Annotated in this window: 17 protein-coding genes; 6 read left to right on the forward strand and 11 right to left on the reverse strand. The window is 31.5% G+C overall.

The features are described from left to right. Positions 1-21: 21 nt before the first annotated feature. Positions 22-690 carry a Crp/Fnr family transcriptional regulator gene (locus IPK06_04920; protein MBK7979340.1) on the reverse strand — a complete coding sequence of 223 codons (669 nt, stop codon included), beginning with the start codon at positions 688-690 and terminating at the stop codon, positions 22-24. Between the two features lie 313 nt (positions 691-1,003). Here IPK06_04920 and IPK06_04925 point away from each other — a divergent pair, with 313 nt between their 5' ends. The 4 genes from IPK06_04925 to IPK06_04940 are packed head-to-tail and all read left to right on the forward strand — an operon-like array spanning position 1,004 to position 4,453. After that, positions 1,004-2,425, forward strand: a complete 1,422-nt coding sequence (locus tag IPK06_04925) for a cbb3-type cytochrome c oxidase subunit I (GenBank protein ID MBK7979341.1) — start codon at positions 1,004-1,006, stop codon at positions 2,423-2,425. Beyond that, positions 2,422-3,393 carry a cytochrome c gene (locus tag IPK06_04930; protein ID MBK7979342.1) on the forward strand — a complete coding sequence of 324 codons (972 nt, stop codon included), beginning with the start codon at positions 2,422-2,424 and terminating at the stop codon, positions 3,391-3,393. The genes IPK06_04925 and IPK06_04930 overlap by 4 nt, the downstream gene beginning before the upstream one ends. Before the next feature lie 59 nt (positions 3,394-3,452). Beyond that, the gene (locus tag IPK06_04935) at positions 3,453-3,635 is read left to right on the forward strand and encodes a hypothetical protein (GenBank protein ID MBK7979343.1); all 183 of its coding nucleotides are present in this window, start codon (positions 3,453-3,455) and stop codon (positions 3,633-3,635) included. Then, complete coding sequence (locus IPK06_04940; GenBank protein MBK7979344.1) at positions 3,632-4,453, forward strand: cytochrome c; 822 nt, start codon at positions 3,632-3,634, stop codon at positions 4,451-4,453. Before IPK06_04935 ends, IPK06_04940 begins: the two co-directional genes overlap by 4 nt. A gap of 147 nt (positions 4,454-4,600) precedes the next feature. Here the strand turns inward: IPK06_04940 and IPK06_04945 are convergent, their stop codons facing one another. Together IPK06_04945 and IPK06_04950 are read right to left on the reverse strand one after the other, a co-directional pair. Then, positions 4,601-6,490, reverse strand: coding sequence for a chloride channel protein (locus IPK06_04945; GenBank protein MBK7979345.1), 1,890 nt, complete (start codon positions 6,488-6,490; stop codon positions 4,601-4,603). Positions 6,491-6,938: 448 nt separating this feature from the next. Continuing rightward, entirely contained in the window at positions 6,939-7,508 is a 570-nt protein-coding gene (locus IPK06_04950; protein ID MBK7979346.1) for a dihydrofolate reductase family protein, read from the reverse strand. Between the two features lie 562 nt (positions 7,509-8,070). Here IPK06_04950 and IPK06_04955 point away from each other — a divergent pair. Further along, positions 8,071-8,997, forward strand: a complete 927-nt coding sequence (locus tag IPK06_04955) for an EamA family transporter (protein ID MBK7979347.1) — start codon at positions 8,071-8,073, stop codon at positions 8,995-8,997. Positions 8,998-9,294: 297 nt separating this feature from the next. Here IPK06_04955 and IPK06_04960 read toward each other — a convergent pair whose 3' ends face one another. From IPK06_04960 to IPK06_04995, 8 genes are all read right to left on the reverse strand, one after another. Beyond that, on the reverse strand, positions 9,295-9,828 hold the full coding sequence (locus tag IPK06_04960) for an archaemetzincin family Zn-dependent metalloprotease (GenBank protein MBK7979348.1): 534 nt from the start codon (positions 9,826-9,828) through the stop codon (positions 9,295-9,297). A 2-nt stretch (positions 9,829-9,830) separates the two neighbouring features. Then, a complete protein-coding gene (locus IPK06_04965) occupies positions 9,831-11,183 on the reverse strand; it encodes a sigma-54-dependent Fis family transcriptional regulator (GenBank protein MBK7979349.1) in 1,353 nt (450 codons plus the stop codon). Positions 11,184-11,190: 7 nt separating this feature from the next. Then, positions 11,191-12,600, reverse strand: a complete 1,410-nt coding sequence (locus tag IPK06_04970) for a HAMP domain-containing histidine kinase (protein ID MBK7979350.1) — start codon at positions 12,598-12,600, stop codon at positions 11,191-11,193. Between the two features lie 341 nt (positions 12,601-12,941). After that, positions 12,942-13,658 carry a hypothetical protein gene (locus IPK06_04975; GenBank protein ID MBK7979351.1) on the reverse strand — a complete coding sequence of 239 codons (717 nt, stop codon included), beginning with the start codon at positions 13,656-13,658 and terminating at the stop codon, positions 12,942-12,944. A gap of 15 nt (positions 13,659-13,673) precedes the next feature. Continuing rightward, positions 13,674-14,858: a polysulfide reductase NrfD gene (nrfD, locus tag IPK06_04980; GenBank protein MBK7979352.1), complete on the reverse strand. Its 1,185-nt coding sequence runs from the start codon at positions 14,856-14,858 to the stop codon at positions 13,674-13,676. A 1-nt stretch (position 14,859) separates the two neighbouring features. Further along, entirely contained in the window at positions 14,860-15,624 is a 765-nt protein-coding gene (locus IPK06_04985; protein MBK7979353.1) for a 4Fe-4S dicluster domain-containing protein, read from the reverse strand. Beyond that, on the reverse strand, positions 15,625-16,308 hold the full coding sequence (locus tag IPK06_04990; protein ID MBK7979354.1) for a hypothetical protein: 684 nt from the start codon (positions 16,306-16,308) through the stop codon (positions 15,625-15,627). Between the two features lie 44 nt (positions 16,309-16,352). Then, positions 16,353-16,601, reverse strand: a complete 249-nt coding sequence (locus IPK06_04995) for a hypothetical protein (protein MBK7979355.1) — start codon at positions 16,599-16,601, stop codon at positions 16,353-16,355. 625 nt (positions 16,602-17,226) lie between these two features. On the opposite strand from IPK06_04995, the gene IPK06_05000 reads away from it, so the two are divergent. Further along, on the forward strand, positions 17,227-18,093 hold the full coding sequence (locus IPK06_05000) for a hypothetical protein (GenBank protein MBK7979356.1): 867 nt from the start codon (positions 17,227-17,229) through the stop codon (positions 18,091-18,093). Positions 18,094-18,122 lie beyond the last annotated feature (29 nt).

Consider the following 18,122-nt stretch of genomic DNA (forward strand, 5'->3'; position numbering starts at 1 on the left):
GCGGATAATATTTATTCGGCATTATCCGGCTAATATTTTCAATCTTTTAAAATCCTCGACAAATACTGTTCTATTATGCATTCTGATTACTTTATTGACTTTCAGTTTTTTAATTGCCCTTGATATTGTTTCGGGTATAGTACCGAGAACAGCTGCTAATGTAGGATTTGATAATGGGATCTTAAAATAAGGTTCTGGAAGATTATAGCTTCCATTATTTGCTATTCCGTTTAAAATATAATCCGCCAAACGATTAATTACTTCTTTTAATGAAAGGTCTTCTGCTTTTACTGAAATTGATTTCAGCCGTTTTGCGAATCCAATCATTATCTTAATACTTAATTTAGGATTATTTTCAAGAAGCATAATAAATTCATTTTTAGGAATAAAAAGTAAAGCTGCATCTTCCATTGCCTGCACGCTTGCAGGACAATCCCCTCCTGTAAATAAAGGAACATCTCCAAAATAATGCGGTTTAGTTAATAAATGCAGTATATATTCTTTCCCTTGTGGTGACATTTTAAATATTTTTATTGTGCCTTTTACTATTATAAATATCCCTTTAAATTCCTCACCTTCGTGAAATACATATTCTTCTTTACTATAATTTTTGATATAACTTAATTGCGTTAATTTTCTTAGTTCATCTATAGTTAACTCAGAAAATAATGGAAGGTCTTGCAGAATCATAAATATTTCCAAATTATTATTTTATAAAATTAAGAATTTATATTGAAATTAATTTGAATTAGATCAGGTTATATCAATTGGTGTTATATCAACTTACTTTATTATAATTTTAATATGTAAATTTTAACTAAATTTTTATTATATATTACTTTCTCTTTTAATTTAATAATTACGTATTCCAAATTATTTTTATACTACTTCCATTTAATAAACTTTAGTAATGACTTAAGTCATTGTTATAAAATTTACTATATCATAATTTTTAACATTTAATATACGGTAATGATTTTAATTAAATTAATGAGAGAACTTAATGTCCATTACACGACCCTTTGCGGTATCAAAAAGCAAAATTGAAATTGATGATATTATAAATGAAGACCATAAACTTACAAAATTGGTTTTTACATATATAGCATCTGCAACATTTTGGCTTTTTTTTGGAACACTAATCGGTTTATATCTTGGTATTAGATTTACAGCTCCGGATTTTGGCGTTGAGCCATGGCTTTCATTTGGAAGATTAAGACCAATTCATACAAATGTTGTTTTTTGGGGATGGTGTTCTTTATCAATGATTGCTCTTGCACTTTATGTTGTACCTCGCACTAGTCAAAGAACGTTGTTTAGTATTAAAAGTGCATGGATAAGTTTCTTTCTTATTAACACTTCAGTCTTATCTGGGGTTATTTGTTTATTTTTTGGAATTAATAATGGTGGTCAGGAATACCGTGAATTTATTTGGCCTGTTATGGTTGTTTTTGCTTCCGGCCTAATATTACTGGCGCACAATCTTTATAAAACTATTGCAAACAGAGGTACAACTGAAATTTATATTTCTAACTGGTATATATTAGCGGCGTTCATTTGGACAATTGTAGTGGCTATAACCGCTTATCTGCCTTGGTATCAAAATGGATTAAGCGAAACAATTATTCAAGGTTATTATATGCATATGGGTGTTGGCATGTGGTTTACCCCTATGGTTCTTGGGCTAACTTATTACTTTTTACCAAAATTATTAAACAAACCAATTTATTCCTACTCCTTGGGTGTATTAGCATTTTGGACTCAAATGGTTTTTTATACAATGATCGGCGCACATCATTTTGTTTTCAGCCCAATTCCCTGGTGGCTGCAAACAGTTGCCATTGTTTTCAGCTTCGGTATGTTTGTAACACTATTTGCTGGTACAGGTAATTTTTTATTAACCATGAAAGGAAGTTTTAGAACAATTTCAAGGAGCTACTCACTGCCTTTTATTCTCGTTGGCGTAATTTTTTATTTCTTTGCTTCCGGTCAAGGTTCATTTGAAGCATTAAGATCATTAAACAAAGTTTGGCATTTTACAAATTTTACAATTGCGCATTCACACTTAACTATGTATGGATTTGTTTCATTTTTAATATGGGGAGGAATTTATTCGTTAATCCCAAGATTAACCGGAAATGAACCGCCTCAAATTTTGGTTGGTATTCACTTTTGGTTTGCTCTACTCGGTGTTTTGATTTACGGGGTTGCATTAATGATTGGCGGAACTATGCAAGGCGAAAGCTGGATTTCAGGCGCTGCTTTTATTGAATCTGTAAAACTTATGTTTCCGTTTTGGATATGGCGCGCTGTAGGCGGCTCTTTTATGTTTTTTTCTCACATTGTTTTTGCATTTAATGTGTATAAAATGAAACCTTTTACTGATAAATATATAATAACAAAATCTGCAGAAGAGATAGTATGACTATAAACTTTCACAAAAATCACCAATTACTTTTTTATAGTGTTTTTTTTGGTTTTGTATTAATGACACTTATTATTGCTGTTGGTCCGGCTATTTCACTTCAAAATAATACTGTACCATTACCAAATTCAAAACCAATGACAGAACAGGAACTAAGAGGACTAAAAATATATATTTCTGAAGGATGTTTATATTGCCATACGCAACAAGTAAGACCAATCCCTCAAGATAAAATTTTTGGGAGACCTTCTTCTCCTTCAGACTTTGTCCAGTTAAAGCCACTTGACATTTGGACTATGACACCCGGCGTTTTAGGTTCTGAAAGAACTGGTCCCGATTTAAGTAATATCGGAAACAAACAACCAAGTACTGTTTGGCAATTAATGCATCTTTATAATCCAAGATCCGTTGAAAAATTTTCAATTATGCAGTCGTTCCCTTGGCTTTTTATGATAAAAGAAAATCCCGACATTAATGATCTGGTTGTACCGGTACCAAATGAATTTGCACCTCATTCTGGAAAGGTCGTTGCAACTCAAGAAGCAAATGATTTAGTTGCTTACTTACTTTCATTAAAACAAATTCCAATTGAAGACGCAAATGAAATAATGGAGGGAAAAACTTTATTAAAAAATGTTAATAGCAATGGTGCTCAGCTTTATAATTCTATTTGCGCAAGTTGTCATCAATCTAATGGACAAGGAGTAGAACAAGCTTTTCCGCCGCTTAAAGGAGATCCGGTTGTAACTGCTACTGATCCAACCGAACATATAAAAATAGTTTTATTTGGTTCTAAAGGAAAAGTTATAAATGGAAAAACTTATTCTTCAGAAATGCCGGCTTGGGAAAATCAGCTTTCAAATGATGAAGCTGCTGCAATTATAAACCATGAAAGAAAAAGTTGGGGAAACAATGCTCCAACTGTAACTGTTGAGGATATTGCTAAGATAAGGAAAGAAGGTAAGTAATTATGCATTTAGTTTTAACATGTTTATTATTTATTCAAGCACTAAATAAATCAATGCATATGAATGGAGGTCCCAATGGAATTTTCGATCATATTGTATTAGGTGCTTCTATTCTGATTGTGATAATAGTAATTTTTTTTACTTTAAAATTTTTCATAAAACCAGGTGAAAAACAAATCACCCATATTAAAAGAATAATTTTAGACGATGATATTAATTCCGGTTCTGAAGGTAGCAAATGATTGAGAATGATAATAGTAAGATAAAAATATATTTGGACAACAATTTAGAACCATATGCAACTTATAGTCCGCCTGCAAAATTTGATTTGGATACCTCAAAACTTGAAGACGGCGAGCATTTATTAAAAGTTGTAGCGTTAGATTCTTCTGGACGAAAAGGTATTAGAATTATTCCATTTATAGTAAGAAATGGTCCAGGAATTGCTGTGCAAGGATTAAATTCAAATGACATTGTAGAAGGCAATATTTCTCTTTTAGTAAATGCTTATGGCGCATCCAAAGAAGATGTTTGGTATCCTCATAAAGCAGAAACTCCCGCACCTGTTCCAACTTGGGCTTGGATTATTTTTATTTTAATAGTTGCATGGGGGTTGTATTATGCATCAATTGAATGGGAACCTGGTGCGGAATTCGCAAACACCCCAACTTTTGCCCCAATGTCAAGCATAGAAAAAGTACCTGAAATTATAGAAGAATCATCAAATTTGGGTGCTAGTCTATACAGAACTAGTTGTGCAAGTTGTCATCAGTCAAACGGACAAGGTATACCGGGAGCATTCCCTCCATTAGCAAAAGACCCGATTGTTATAGCGAATGATCCAACCGAACATATAAAGATAGTTTTATTTGGCGCAAATGGAGCGATAATTAATGGTATAAAATACGAGGGTCAAATGCCAGCCTGGGAAAATCAGCTTTCAGATGAGGAGGTAGCCGCAGTAATAAATCATGAAAGAACAAGTTGGGTTAATAACGCACCAACTGTAACCCCTGATCAAGTAAATAAGATTAGGAATTCTAAGACGACTTTAAAATAAACTAGATTTTGATTAATGGTCAAAATAATTTTATTGCATTATTTTTTGTTTGAATCATAACTTCAATGCATATAAATTCAATAACATTGTTTTGGTTAGAAATTTATTACAGCATGTATTCTTTCTGCGAAAATACTAATTTTTCTATTATTTATTTTTTCTCATTGTTAATTCAATTAACTTTTGTCCATGCAATAAAATTTTTAATCCGTTTCTTTTTAATGATATATGTGGCTGTTTAATTTCGTCTTTGTCAATTCCATCTTTATATACATTAATAATATCATGATATGATAAAAGACCCACTAAATTTTTACCTTCTTGAGATACTACCGGTAATATCTCAACGTTTGATTTTGCCATTACTTCAACCGCGAATCTAAGTGTTTGATTTAAACCTATTGAAACTCTGTTACTTTTTACAAGCGTTTTTATTTTACTATTTGGATTCAAATAATATTTCAGCAAATCATTCGAACTTAGTATTCCTTTATACTCTCCATCATTATTTGTTACAATAAAATAATTTGCGTTATTATTTCTTTCCTCATTTAGCCAATCGCATATTTCTTTAATGCTGTTTTCTTCACTCAGAACAACTCCATCTTTTTTAATTATTTGTTCAACTGATATTTTTTCTAATATATCCGGTTCATATGAATTTGGAGTTCTCACTCCTCGTCTCGCTATTTTTTCTGTCATTATTGTATGTTCCATAAGAAATAAAGAAACTAAATATGAAACTACACAAGTAATAAGAACCGGAAGCAAAGCGTTAATTTGGAATGTTGTTTCAAGAGCAAAAACAATTGATGTTAATAATGCTCTTGATGAACCGGCAAACATAGCAGCCATACCAATCAATGCGGCTAAAGGAATAGTGATACCAGATGAAGGGAAAAAGTGTATTATTGTCATTCCTAAAAGTGTACCTATTGCGCCGCCGATTGTAAGCAGCGGAGCTAATGTACCGCCTGAAGTTCCGCTTCCTAAAGCAATTGCCCATGAAATGAATTTTAAGATACAAAGCGAAAAAACAATTTGTATCGTTAAATTTCCAGCAAGCAGCGATGTAATATTATCGTAACCAACTCCAAGTGTTGATGGAGCAAAATAACCGATAATACCTACAAACAATCCGCCGATTGCCGGCCACCACATCCAATGGATCGGCAGTTTTTCAAAACATTCTTCAATAAAGTAAACTGTTTTGCTAACAAATACCGAAAGTAATCCAATTATTAATCCAATTAAAATACAGACCAAAAGTGTTGAAATGTCCGGAGATGAAATGCTTCCCATTTCAAATACTGGTTTTGAGCTGAATAATAAATGGTGACCGGCAGAACCAACCATACAAGCGATTGCAACCGGAACAAGTGAACGAGGCGAAAATTCAAATAATAATAATTCAATTGCCAAAAAGATTGCGGCAATTGGTGTCCCAAAAATTGCTGCCATTCCTGATGTCGCTCCTGCAGCAAGTAAAATTTTTCTTTCATTGTGTGAAATTTTTAGAAGCTGGCCAACTGTTGAACCAAACGCTCCGCCTGTGGCAATTATTGGTCCTTCGGCTCCGAATGGTCCGCCCGTACCAATTGATATAGCCGAAGAAAGCGGTTTCAAAAAAGTGATAGCGGGTTTAATTTTACTGTTATTCGTTAATATTTGCTCCATCGCTTCGGGAATACCGTGTCCTCTTATTGCTTTTGATCCATATATAGCCATAAGTCCGACAATTATTCCTCCAATGGCTGGAACAAAAATCACAAAAATTCCAAGTGAGTTACCAACAGGACTTGAATGAGAAAATGAGAAATTCCCATAGAATGAAATATTAGTAAAATAATCTATTAAATAGACTAGGAATTTTGCAACTATAGAAATTATAATAGCGATTAAGAAAGCAATATAAGAAATTGTTAGAAGCCGTTTTTTATTATCATTGTTCCTTGGTTCATAATTTTCTGCTAATAAAGTTGGAGTTAAAGATGGGGCAATTGGGATGCCGTTGTTCAATAAATTTATATTTTCCATTATTTACAAATATTAAGGTCATATTTAAAATCCAATAATTTCCTTACCTTTCAGTTATTCAATTAAGTTCATTTGATTTTAATCTAAAATACATAATTTTTATAATTATTTAAATATTATATTTTAATTTTTAGTTTGTCATGATTTTTTTACAAATGTAATTTGAATCCTAATATTATTTTAAATTCTTTCAAAACTTTATGAAATAAAAGTAGGTGATTGTTTTTACTTCATTTTCTACATTTATATAATATCATAAAACTAATTATCATTATTAATATTTTGGGAATGATTATGGATGAAGATATTTGCAATAACTTTCTTTTAAAAGAATAAAAACAAATCAGGTTATATTTATTTAATTCTATTGAATAGAAATAAATCAAAATTCATTAAGCGTAATATCTTAAAAGAATAATTCTAATTTGTTTCATTCGGTATATTAAATTTATTTTTCCAATATATAATTTAGTTCATTAACACCGCAATTAAACTGCTGAGCTGATAATAGTTTTAACTTCGTTCTGTTGTTAACATTTACAAACAGAGGAATGCCCTTTCCAAGTAAAACCGGATTCACAAAAAGCCAGTAGCCGTCAATTAAATCAAGTTTAATAAGTGAATGTGTCGCACTTGGACTACCAAATAGTAAAATATCTTCGCCTTCGCCTTGTTTAATTTGACTTAATTTTTCCGTAAGATTATCACTTATAATTTTAGTATTTGTGAAATCCTTTTCTTTTAAAGATCTTGATAAAACTACTTTTTGTATTTTCGCATACCATTTAGAATGATCAATATCATGTTTTGTTGCAGAGGGTTTATTTCCAGCTGTGGGCCAATAATTTTCCATCATCTGAAATGTTACACGTCCGTATAATGCCATATCTCCTTTATTTATTCGGTTACCAACATGACTAAAGATTTCTTCATTAATTTTTATCCAGTCCATTTCTCCATTTGGACCAGCAACAAAACCGTCAAGCGATATATGCATAAATGAAATGATTTTTCTCATATTTTCCTTTTTCTATTGAGTTTAACTTTAATATTATTTTCGCGACTTCAGCAGAAAATAAACTTAATTTAGATTTGCTTTCAAGTATAATTGATGTAAAAAAGCATATTAATCTTTGATTAAACAAATTCCACTTTTTATTATTCGTAAAAAAAATAAAAAACAAAATGGTCTTTAGCAATGGAAATCACAAAACTTATAATTAAATTGATACGAGGACACACTTTCAAAACAATTGTTAAATTTTCAAAGATTTGTAAAATGTTTACCTCAAATTTGCTTATGAAATTATTCACTCTATAACAATTCATTTAGTTAATTTTAATAACAAAGAAATGACTTCGTTCAAATATTTTTATTAAATATTTTATTTTGTTCTTTTAGTTTAAATTCATCTATCAATAATTTTATAAATACTTATTTATTTAATAATCGGCCATTTAATTGGAATAATGTAAAATGTAAATTTCTAATAATATTTTTAAAGAAATCTGAAATAACTTAAATGCAAAAATTCTAAAAACCTTCATTTGTTTTTTTTACACTTTAAAAATGACTAATTATGAATAAAAAAAATATTAAAATTATTTTGGCGTTCGGAGCCATTTATATTATTTGGGGTTCAACTTATCTTGCGACTCGTTTTGCTATAGAGGCAATTCCTCCACTATTGATGGTTGGAACAAGATCATTGACTGCGGGAATAATTCTTTATTTCTTAAGCCGGAAAATGACAAATGAAAAATTGAAATATGAAAACCTTTTACCGCTTTTTTTATTGGGTGCAATGTTTTTTTTAGTTGGTCACGGTTTGTTAGCATGGGCTCAGCAATATGTGCCTTCTGGCATTGCGGCTTTACTTGTAACTCCGGAACCCTTATTAATTTTTGGATTGGAGTGGTTTTTCTTAAAGGATACGCGAAAAAAATTAAAAGGAATTTTGGGACTATTACTTGGGTTAATAGGAGTTGTTTTTCTAATTGTTTCAACTTCCTCTGCTGCAGATTCAAATAATGATTTACTCGCTTCTATTTTAATTATTTTAGGTACTATTTCTTGGGGCGGCGGCGCGGTTTATTCTAGAACTGCAAATATTCCAAAATCACCAATGCTTTCATCAGGAATGGAATTGATTTTCGGCGGTTTACTTGTTTTAGCGGTCGGCTTTATTACAGGTGAAACTTCACAATTTCATTTTGATCAAGTCACGCTTAAATCTTTCCTTGGACTTTTATACTTAATCATTTTCGGATCGGTTATTGCTTTCGGCTCATATGTATGGTTATTAAAACAAACATCAGCCACGCGCATTTCTACTCACACATTTGTAAATCCAGTAATTGCGGTTTTACTTGGCTGGCTTTTTGCAAATGAACAAATTACCTTTGAATTATTAGCAGCCGCTGTTGTAATAATAATTTCTGTTTATCTTGTACTATATGAGCAACTAGTAAAAAGAAAAAATATTAAGTTAGAAATTAAGGAATAAATTAAATTGAATTTTGGGTTAATTTAATAATTACAAAATATCGTTTATCGATTTACAAATGAAGTAATTTGACAAATGCCTAAGTGAAATCATTTTTGAGTTGTTTAAAACAATTCTAAATAATCCATAACTGATTTTGTTGATTGTTAGTATGCTTAATTTTTTTTTGTCTAACATAAATTAGGCAATATCGTTTTCTAATTTTAATTCATTTGAAAGCTAAAATTTTGGACAATTATAAAGTTATGGATTTAAATAAAATTCTATTGCAAAACCAATTAACTTAAATTATTGATGTTATTTATATTTATATCCATCAATTTTTGTCACGCATTTCCGGCAGTATGTGTTACCTTTTATATCTACTTCTTCAATACCATTTGAGACATGCATAACACAATCCCAATCAATGCAATGACGCAAACCAAAATTGTGTCCAAGTTCATGCAGAAATTCTTTGATTGTTCTCTGCAGCAAAATTTCGTGATTGGATATACCGGAATAAAATTCTTCGTGAAGCCTGCAGACAGATAAAATTGAATGTTTACCATTAAGTTGTGCTTCACCAAAAATAAATGTTAACGCAGGTACAAAAATATCGACATCAGTCAGGATAACTAATTTACCATTATATTCATCGGAAAGTTTAATTGCCTCAGAAAGAACGCCCGTTGAGAAATACTGCTTACGATCCGCTGAAAAAAAATTTTCCAGATTTATTTTCAAATCTGCTATCCGAATACAGCAGTTAAATCTTTTTGAAAGTTCTTCCAAAAGGTTTTGCAAAAGAAGATTATTGAAAAATTTGAGTGGAGTGATAAAAATATCCATCATTACTCATCTTTGCGAAGACTGTATTTACTTATTTTATTGTAAAGAGTTACACGGTCAATATCCAACAACTGTGCGGTTTTTGAAACATTCCAACCGTTTTCCGATAATATTTTGCTGATGTATTTTTTCTCCATAGCAGCAAGACTTTTATCATTACCATTTAAATCATAATTATTGGTCGAAAGATGAAACGGCAAATCTTCCACATTTATTGAATCCGATTTGCCAACAACCATTGCGCGTTCAACAGCGTTTTCAAGTTCACGGACATTTCCCGGCCAATCATATCCCATTAAAAATTCCATCGCATCTTTTGAAATATCTTTTATTTTTTTATTCATCGCCGAAGAAAATTTATCAATAAAAAATTTAACGAGAAGCGGAATATCGTCTCTCCTTTCACGCAGCGGAGGTATCATTATATTGAAAACATTAAGTCTGTAATAAAGATCTTCTCTAAATCTTCCGGCTTTTACCATTTCCTCCAAAGGTTCATTTGTTGCGGTAATTACTCTAAAATCACTTTTAATCAATTCATTTCCGCCGACTCTATTAAACTGTTTTGTTTCAATAACCCTTAATAATTCGACTTGCATTTTCAATGAAATTGAACCGATTTCGTCAAGAAAAATTGTCCCCCCATTTGCCATTTCGAATTTGCCTTTTCTTTTGAACTGTGCTCCGGTAAAAGCACCTTTTTCATGGCCGAACAATTCGCTTTCTAGTATTGATTCTGTTAATGCTCCGCAATTTACTGTAATTATTGGGGAATATTTTCTGCTGCTGTTTATATGAATTGCTTTTGCGACTAATTCTTTACCAGTTCCGCTTTCACCTCGTATCATTACTGTTGTATCCGTACGAGCTACGGAGTTTACTAATTCGTAAATTTTTCTAATCTGAAAACTTTCCCCAATTAGATTATCTGGTTTAATTATTTCATCAATATTTTCTTTGAGTTGTACATTTTCTAATTTAAGTGCACGCTGTTCAAGAGCAACTTTTACAAGATGTGAAAGTTCATCGGGATCAACAGGTTTTGTTACATAATCAAATGCTCCGTTTTTTAATGCCGTAATTGCCGTAGGAACCGATGAAAAAGCTGTTATCAATATAATCACCGCATCATTATCAATTAATTTAATTTTTGCGAGTAAATCTAAACCGCTCATACCTGGCATTTTCATATCAACCAATAAAAGATCAAATTTTTCTTTTTGATATTTTCCCAAAGCGGTTTCACCATCTTCCGCCGTTTCAACAATATAGTTATCATCATCAAACCAGTGAAATAGAGATTCACGTACAATTTTTTCATCATCTACTATTAATATTTTTTCTTTCCTGTTCATATTTCTCCTAATTGGAAAGATTTTCTTTCCTAAACAAAGTTATTTTAAAAGTGGTGCCGTGTTCTGAAGTTTTTTCCACTTCTATATTTCCATTATGATTTGTAATAATTCCATAAGCTACAGAAAGTCCCACACCGGTTCCAAATGAAGCTTCTTTTGTCGAATAAAAAGGTTCAAATATATGCGTCAAATCTTTTTCTGCAATACCTATTCCTTGATCAATTATCCTTAAAATAATATCATCTTTGTCTAGATTTATTTTAACAACAATTTTACCTCCGTTAGGCATAGCTTCAATAGAATTCATTAGCAGAGCCATTAAAGCCTGCTGAATTTTACCGGCATTACAGTTTATTATTACAGGCGAATCAGGATAATCTTTTACTAAAACAATACCATGAATTTCCAAATGATGCCTAATTACAGTAACAGCTTTATCAATTATCTTTGAAAGATCCTCATCAGCGAATTCATCCGGTTCTGAATGTGAGAATATCAAAAGATCTTTAACAATTTTACCGCACCGAGCCGATTCGTTTGAAATTAAATCCAACTGTTCGATTATTTCAGAATATTCATCTTCTTTACCGCTGGAAATTATTTTTTTCTTAATCACTTTGCTCATTACCAAAATTCCTGCAAGCGGATTATTCAATTCATGCGCGACAGTTGCAGAAAGTTTTCCCAATGAAGCTAATTTTTCAATTTGCGAAACATGATTGTAAATGTTTTTTAATTCTTCTGTTTTTTCATTTACTTTGACGTTCAGTGTCTCAGACCAATTTTTTATTTCGTGGTAAGCTTCATTTAACTTATTCGACATATCATTAAACCTTCTTGCCACTTGACCAAACTCACTTTTGGAATTTACTGATATTCTGAAATTCAAATTTCCTTTTCCGACTTCAGCAATACCGTCTCTAATTATTTTCAAGGGTCTGTTCACTAAAATAGAGATGAATAAACCGGAAAAAAATGAAATGACCAAGACAAGAATAATGGAGGAAAGAATTACTTCTTTTGTACTTTTATTAATAATTTCATCCAATTGGTCTAGTGACACAACAACGTCAAGAACTCCTAAAATATTTACGTTGGGCGAATGGGCGTGGCATTCAGCATTTGAACAATCTCTTTCGTTTTGAATCGGATTTATTAAAGCAAGAACTCGTTTGTTTTCCGAATTTCTATAAATTCTAATCTTATTCTGCATCGATAAAGTCTGTAAAGGTACGGAACTATTATGACACGCGATGCAAACTTGTTCGTTCATATCAACTTGCTTGCGGACTTCTTCGGCATTTGTAGAAAATATTATAATTCCTTGTTTATTATAAATTCGAATTTCGTTTACGCCTATCTCCGTGCTCAACGTGTTAATAATTTCATGCACATCTTCTCTTCTGTTTAGAAGCATACTATAGCGTGTAGATTTTTTAATTAAATCACTTATATTGTAGGCACTGTGAAAACGAGATTCAGTTAAGTAATTATCTAGATTTTTTATAAGAAAATATGTAAAAACGGTAAGTATGCTTATAAGGATAAATGAAATGGAAATCATTAGGCGGACGCTGAGTTTATTTAAGACCTTGGTTTTCATATCATTAATTTCCGGATTTAAAATTAGATAAAATTTTTGATACTTTCACTTGACCAACTATTTATTTCTCTTTTTATTCTTGAAGGCAGATTATGAAAAGCAATTTTGATATTCGAAATATTCAAATAAATTATGAAAAATTGATATTTTACAAATTATTCAGCAATCAATTTTAAAATTGAATTATATTTATTACCCCCAATAATCTGATAAAGAGAAGTTACCTGGGATCCACCGTCATACATAGTTTCGTATTCTTTTTGGTTCTGTTTTTTTATATTGTCTATTATACCTAATGCACGGTTATGAAGAATTGTCCAATTTGATTGTGGTATCAGCAAGTTTGTAATTTCATTTTGGTCGCCGCCTATGATTGCAAACCATTTTGAATTCCATGGATTGTCATCGAGTCCGTTTATCTTGTCATAAATCAACATATTTCCCGGCGAACTTAAATCCAATTTTCCCCATGCTCCGTAAATACTTAACCATTGTTTTCCTGATGATACGTTTTCTCCGCACTCATGCATAATTAGTGTGCTAGCAGCATCAAGAAACGAAATCAATATTGGGTTTAATCCGAGATAATAAGTGTTTTTACAAATCAATTTTGCGATAAAGTTGTTATTTAAATACAAAATTTTATCGTCATATTTCAAACAATTTAATTTTTCCGCTATCAAATCTATGGGATTTAAAGTCTCAGTATTTACCTCGCTTCTATCAATTTTATTGCGAATAGCTTTATCGAATTGACAATTTTCACAGTTAAATTGTTTGTCGCATAATTTATAATCAACAACCAATGAAGACATCCAAATACACTTCATTTTTTCATAATTGTTTAATTTGTATTCGTTTACATTGTTCATACGCTTTACTCAATTCTAATTGTTTTGAATTATATTTGTTCCTCTGTTTCCTAATTTTTCTGTATCATGTTCACTTTCAAAAACAGGGAAATATTTTGCCACCGCTCTAAAAGCAATTACCGCAATAACAACGAGCATTAAGGTTATGCTAATCTCATCAAATGATGGAAAATAATTATATCCGGAAGATTTTATCAGTCCTGTTACACAAACGTTTAATCTATTTAATATGAAACCTGATAGTACAAAAATTGAAGTAATAAAAAGCCATTTCTTATCGTTTCTATAATTTCCGAAACCCAGCAAATATATTGGAATTATTGTACCGATTATAATTTCCAAATAAAATAAGACTGACTCTTGAGTTAATTTTGTTAGATAAACAAGCTTTCCGTTTTCCATAAGATCATTAAGTTTCAAAAGAAATCCCAAAACCAAAGCGGCTAGGATAGCAGTTGATATTCCGGATAAAACTTCCATCTTCAAGCCGGTATTAGAAAAACCTTCATCTTTTGTCATCGATCTTGCAATATAGTATGACTCGAAAATTATCATCGATAAGCCCGCAGCAATGCAAGATATATAAAAATGAACAGGAAGCAACGAAGAATACCAGATTGGATGAAGTCTTTTAGGCACAATTAAATATAATGAGCCGAAAGATGACTGATGCAGCGTTGAAAATAGTATACCTGCAATTACAACAGGTGTAGAAATAAATTTTAGAAGTTTAATCGGGGCTGTTAAATTTAACTTTTTTAAAATTACAGGTGCAAATTCAAGCAGGAGCACTGTTGTATAACAGATCAAACACCATGTGATTTCAAACATTACAGAATGAATATTCCACATAACCAGCGGATGCCAAAAATTTAATGGCCTTCCAAGGTCAATTACAAGCAGACCAACTACAACCGAGTAACCAAGAAAAGCAGTTAAAATTGCCGGTTTAAGCAACGGTTCATATTTTTTTAAGTGGAAAATGTGAACAGTTGCAGCAATTGTAAATCCTGCGGCAGATAGACCGACGCATAAATAATCAAATCCAATCCAAAGACCCCAAGGAACTGCATCTCTTAAATTAGTTGTAGCGCCAAGTCCAAGTGAAAACCTGAAATAAGCCGAAGTTAATCCGGAAGTAATTATAAGAACTGCTACTACTTTCCAAAATGTGGGTTTCAATATATCTACAATTTTCATTTCAATTTTTTCCCTGGGAATTAAGATTATTTTCTTTTGCAATCTGATTTTTTCTTTTTGTCAGCCAATACATCGCACTTAAAAATACTCCGCCTCCCATAACAACACCGGGAATTTTTTCCATTGCCTGCATTGTAAATTCGGGCATAGATTTTTTGGGAATGTCGGATGTATAACCTAGTTTTTCAAATGGCACCGGAGAAATTACAAGAACATGACCACCTCCGGCTTCTTCTAATCCATATATTTTTGGGTAATAATTTTCGGGATTATTTTTTATTCTGTTTTGCGCAACTTCTATTATTTTTTCCATACTTCCGAAAAGTGTAGCTTCAGTCGGACAAATTTCAGAACATGCTGGTAATTTACCAGCTTTAACTCTTGTATGGCAAAGAATGCATTTACGAATTCTTGGATTCGTGCTTCCCCATTCGTAGCGGGGTATTTTCTGCGGACATGCCTGCATGCAGTATCTGCATCCAATGCATTTATCTGCATCGTAAACAACAGCACCCGTCTCAGATTTTTTAATCGCGCCAACTAAACAAACCGACTCGCATGCGGGTTCATTACAATGCATACATAGTTTTCTTGCAAAATGTTCACCGTATTGTTCAACTACAGTAAAAGTGCTTTCAGAAAGATGATCTTTCAAAAAATCATCATTTGTTTCAGGAAGGTTATTTGCTTCTTTGCACGCTTCATAACAAGAGCCGCATCCAAGACATAAATTAACATCAAAGAGTATTCCGTATTCTTTCAACATTTAATTCTCGCTTTTATTAGATTGGAATTTCATTTCAAAATCATTGGAATTATTAAATACAATGAATGAAACTGCATCATCTGAAATAGATCCGCCATCATACATTGTAACACCTGTAGAACTATTTTCCGGTGAATAAAGATCAATAAATTTTTTGAGTTCTTTAAATTCGTTTTTGATCCAGTTCTTAGCTTTTTTCCCTGAAATAAGCATCTTTTCATTTTCAGAATAATTTTCAGGTATTAGTTTTAAATTCCAAGTTGAATAAGTATCTGAAATTAAATTTCCATCTAAATTTTTATTTATAGCTTTTACATTTCCACTGATTGGAGATAAAAATTTAATTTTATTATCACCTCGCGTTGCTTCAAAAAGTATATCACCAAGTTTTATTTGTCTGCCTTCAGCTGCATAACTTATTATTGGCACAGTACCTAAAATTATTTTACCAAAAGAATCTAATCCCAAATCGACTGTCCCGTCATTGTTTTTCCTAAGCCAGGTATGTCCTTTAGACAACTGCAGATCTGACGGAAATAAGTAATTATTTTTATTGAAAAGTATTTTATCAAGTGGACTGAATGCTTGTTCGAAAGCCGGATGGTATTTTCCTTGAAAATTCAGCAATAATAAATCAATTATTAGAGCAGACAAAAATAATACTAAAACAAAAATTGCAACCATTTGTAAATTCCCTGTAATTTTGTCAATTAGCCGAAACGAAAACTTTATTCGGCAGTCTTATTAGAAATATTTTCTTCTTTTTGAGTCGATTGAATTTCCTCATTTTTAAATGGTTTACCGCCATCGTACATTGTCTCTGTAGCAAGCCTAAATGAGGGATCAAATTTTATAGCACTTGATTTTACCTGTCTGTCTTTTTTATTTGATGATCTTATTAAAGGCTCTACGACAAACCTTACAAATAAATCAACTACTATAAAAACAATTACGCACATCAATAAAAACTTTATCATGGCAAACTCCTATATATTAAAATTGTATAGTTGTTAGAACAACTTGCATGCCACTGAAATTTCAAATTATTTGTTCATTGTATCTCGTTATTTTTTAAATAGTTATGAATATACTTTTGAATTGTTCAATTATTCAGCAGTTGCAAAGTGATGAAATTTTCATCAGTCGACTGTTGAAAAATACATCACTTTTATTTTAGGAGTGTTTAAATTTTAACATTATTAATAACCAAATAATTTTCTTTTCGAATGAAACTTTTGGGAATTAGTGCCTTACACTTAGAATGTTTTTATATGTAATTAATCGATGGGTTAGAATTCATTTAGAATAAACTATACTTAGTTAAAGCGAAAAGTAAAATTAATTAAATATGAAAAATAATTTTGACCAAATTATCTATATTAACTTTTACACCTATGATTTTTTACTTTGAAAAGTAATTTGTAAAGTTCAAGAAAATAATCCGCAATAAATTCTATACAATTTAATATTCTGATTAATTTGTTTAAAAAATACAAATCTATTACAAATAATAATTAAAGAGCCAATATCATAAAATTTTTCGCATGTAGTATTATAAGTTTTAAATTTTATTCATAATAAAATATTCTGCGGAGAATTGATATGCCTATAAATAATTTAAAGATATTTTTAATCAATGTAATTTTTGTAATTACAGCAGCTTACACACTAAATGCACAAAATAAAAATAATTATCAAAAGAATAATAATTCTAATTGGCAGAAAATAATGTTTCAGGATGGAAGCGGAAGTATTTCAATTCCACAAGGTTGGAGAATAAACAGCGCCCAAAACACCTCTGCCGAATTACAAGGCCCAAAAGGAGAAGCTGTTGCAGTCGGAATAACTATGCCGATAGGCCCGCCGCAATTTGCAATGCCAGGCGTTCTAGCCGCACCATATATGTTTCCGGCAGATGCATACATTTATATTTCAGAATTTACCGCAAATAAAAACGGGCAATCTGCAAACGTAAGAATAATTGAACTGAACAATACACAAGCGTTAACGCAATACGGCAGAGCTGCTTATTTACTTGCGGATCAAACAACTTTAGGACAGAAATACAGATCTTTTGTATTAGTTAATACCGCCGATTTAGGAAACGGATACTGGCAATTTTATATGACTCTATTAACTGCTCCCGCAAATGTTTTTGCCGATGCATTCCCCACAATGATTAAAATTTGGGAATCATGGAGTATGAGTCAAGGTGAAATGAGCCGAAGGACCGCAAAAGCAATTCAAACCATGAAAGAGACAAATGAAATTATGCAAAGTACAGCAGAAGGTCGCAGAACAAATGAATGGCATCAAAAATTAACAGGAATGACTCTTCAAGGAAATTGGGTAATTGAGAACAATAATACAAAAGAACGGCGGCAAGTAACTTCAGAGCAGCTTAATAAAATTATGGAAGCCGAACCCGGAGTATGGCGTTCGTTATCAGCTTCCGAAATAAAGCCTTAATTAATTTCGATATTCGCTTAATAAGAATT

Source organism: Ignavibacteriota bacterium (assembly GCA_016713565.1).
Lineage (GTDB): Bacteria > Bacteroidota > Ignavibacteria > Ignavibacteriales > Melioribacteraceae.

What these genes read in the sequence shown, in the direction of transcription:
- IPK06_04920 (MBK7979340.1), bottom strand. Translation starts at nt 690, where the DNA reads ATGATTCTGCAAGACCTTCCATTATTTTCTGAGTTAACTATAGATGAA.
- IPK06_04925 (MBK7979341.1), top strand. Translation starts at nt 1,004, where the DNA reads ATGTCCATTACACGACCCTTTGCGGTATCAAAAAGCAAAATTGAAATT.
- IPK06_04930 (MBK7979342.1), top strand. Translation starts at nt 2,422, where the DNA reads ATGACTATAAACTTTCACAAAAATCACCAATTACTTTTTTATAGTGTT.
- IPK06_04935 (MBK7979343.1), top strand. Translation starts at nt 3,453, where the DNA reads ATGAATGGAGGTCCCAATGGAATTTTCGATCATATTGTATTAGGTGCT.
- IPK06_04940 (MBK7979344.1), top strand. Translation starts at nt 3,632, where the DNA reads ATGATTGAGAATGATAATAGTAAGATAAAAATATATTTGGACAACAAT.
- IPK06_04945 (MBK7979345.1), bottom strand. Translation starts at nt 6,490, where the DNA reads ATGGAAAATATAAATTTATTGAACAACGGCATCCCAATTGCCCCATCT.
- IPK06_04950 (MBK7979346.1), bottom strand. Translation starts at nt 7,508, where the DNA reads ATGAGAAAAATCATTTCATTTATGCATATATCGCTTGACGGTTTTGTT.
- IPK06_04955 (MBK7979347.1), top strand. Translation starts at nt 8,071, where the DNA reads ATGAATAAAAAAAATATTAAAATTATTTTGGCGTTCGGAGCCATTTAT.
- IPK06_04960 (MBK7979348.1), bottom strand. Translation starts at nt 9,828, where the DNA reads ATGGATATTTTTATCACTCCACTCAAATTTTTCAATAATCTTCTTTTG.
- IPK06_04965 (MBK7979349.1), bottom strand. Translation starts at nt 11,183, where the DNA reads ATGAACAGGAAAGAAAAAATATTAATAGTAGATGATGAAAAAATTGTA.
- IPK06_04970 (MBK7979350.1), bottom strand. Translation starts at nt 12,600, where the DNA reads ATGCTTCTAAACAGAAGAGAAGATGTGCATGAAATTATTAACACGTTG.
- IPK06_04975 (MBK7979351.1), bottom strand. Translation starts at nt 13,658, where the DNA reads ATGAACAATGTAAACGAATACAAATTAAACAATTATGAAAAAATGAAG.
- nrfD (MBK7979352.1), bottom strand. Translation starts at nt 14,858, where the DNA reads ATGAAAATTGTAGATATATTGAAACCCACATTTTGGAAAGTAGTAGCA.
- IPK06_04985 (MBK7979353.1), bottom strand. Translation starts at nt 15,624, where the DNA reads ATGTTGAAAGAATACGGAATACTCTTTGATGTTAATTTATGTCTTGGA.
- IPK06_04990 (MBK7979354.1), bottom strand. Translation starts at nt 16,308, where the DNA reads ATGGTTGCAATTTTTGTTTTAGTATTATTTTTGTCTGCTCTAATAATT.
- IPK06_04995 (MBK7979355.1), bottom strand. Translation starts at nt 16,601, where the DNA reads ATGATAAAGTTTTTATTGATGTGCGTAATTGTTTTTATAGTAGTTGAT.
- IPK06_05000 (MBK7979356.1), top strand. Translation starts at nt 17,227, where the DNA reads ATGCCTATAAATAATTTAAAGATATTTTTAATCAATGTAATTTTTGTA.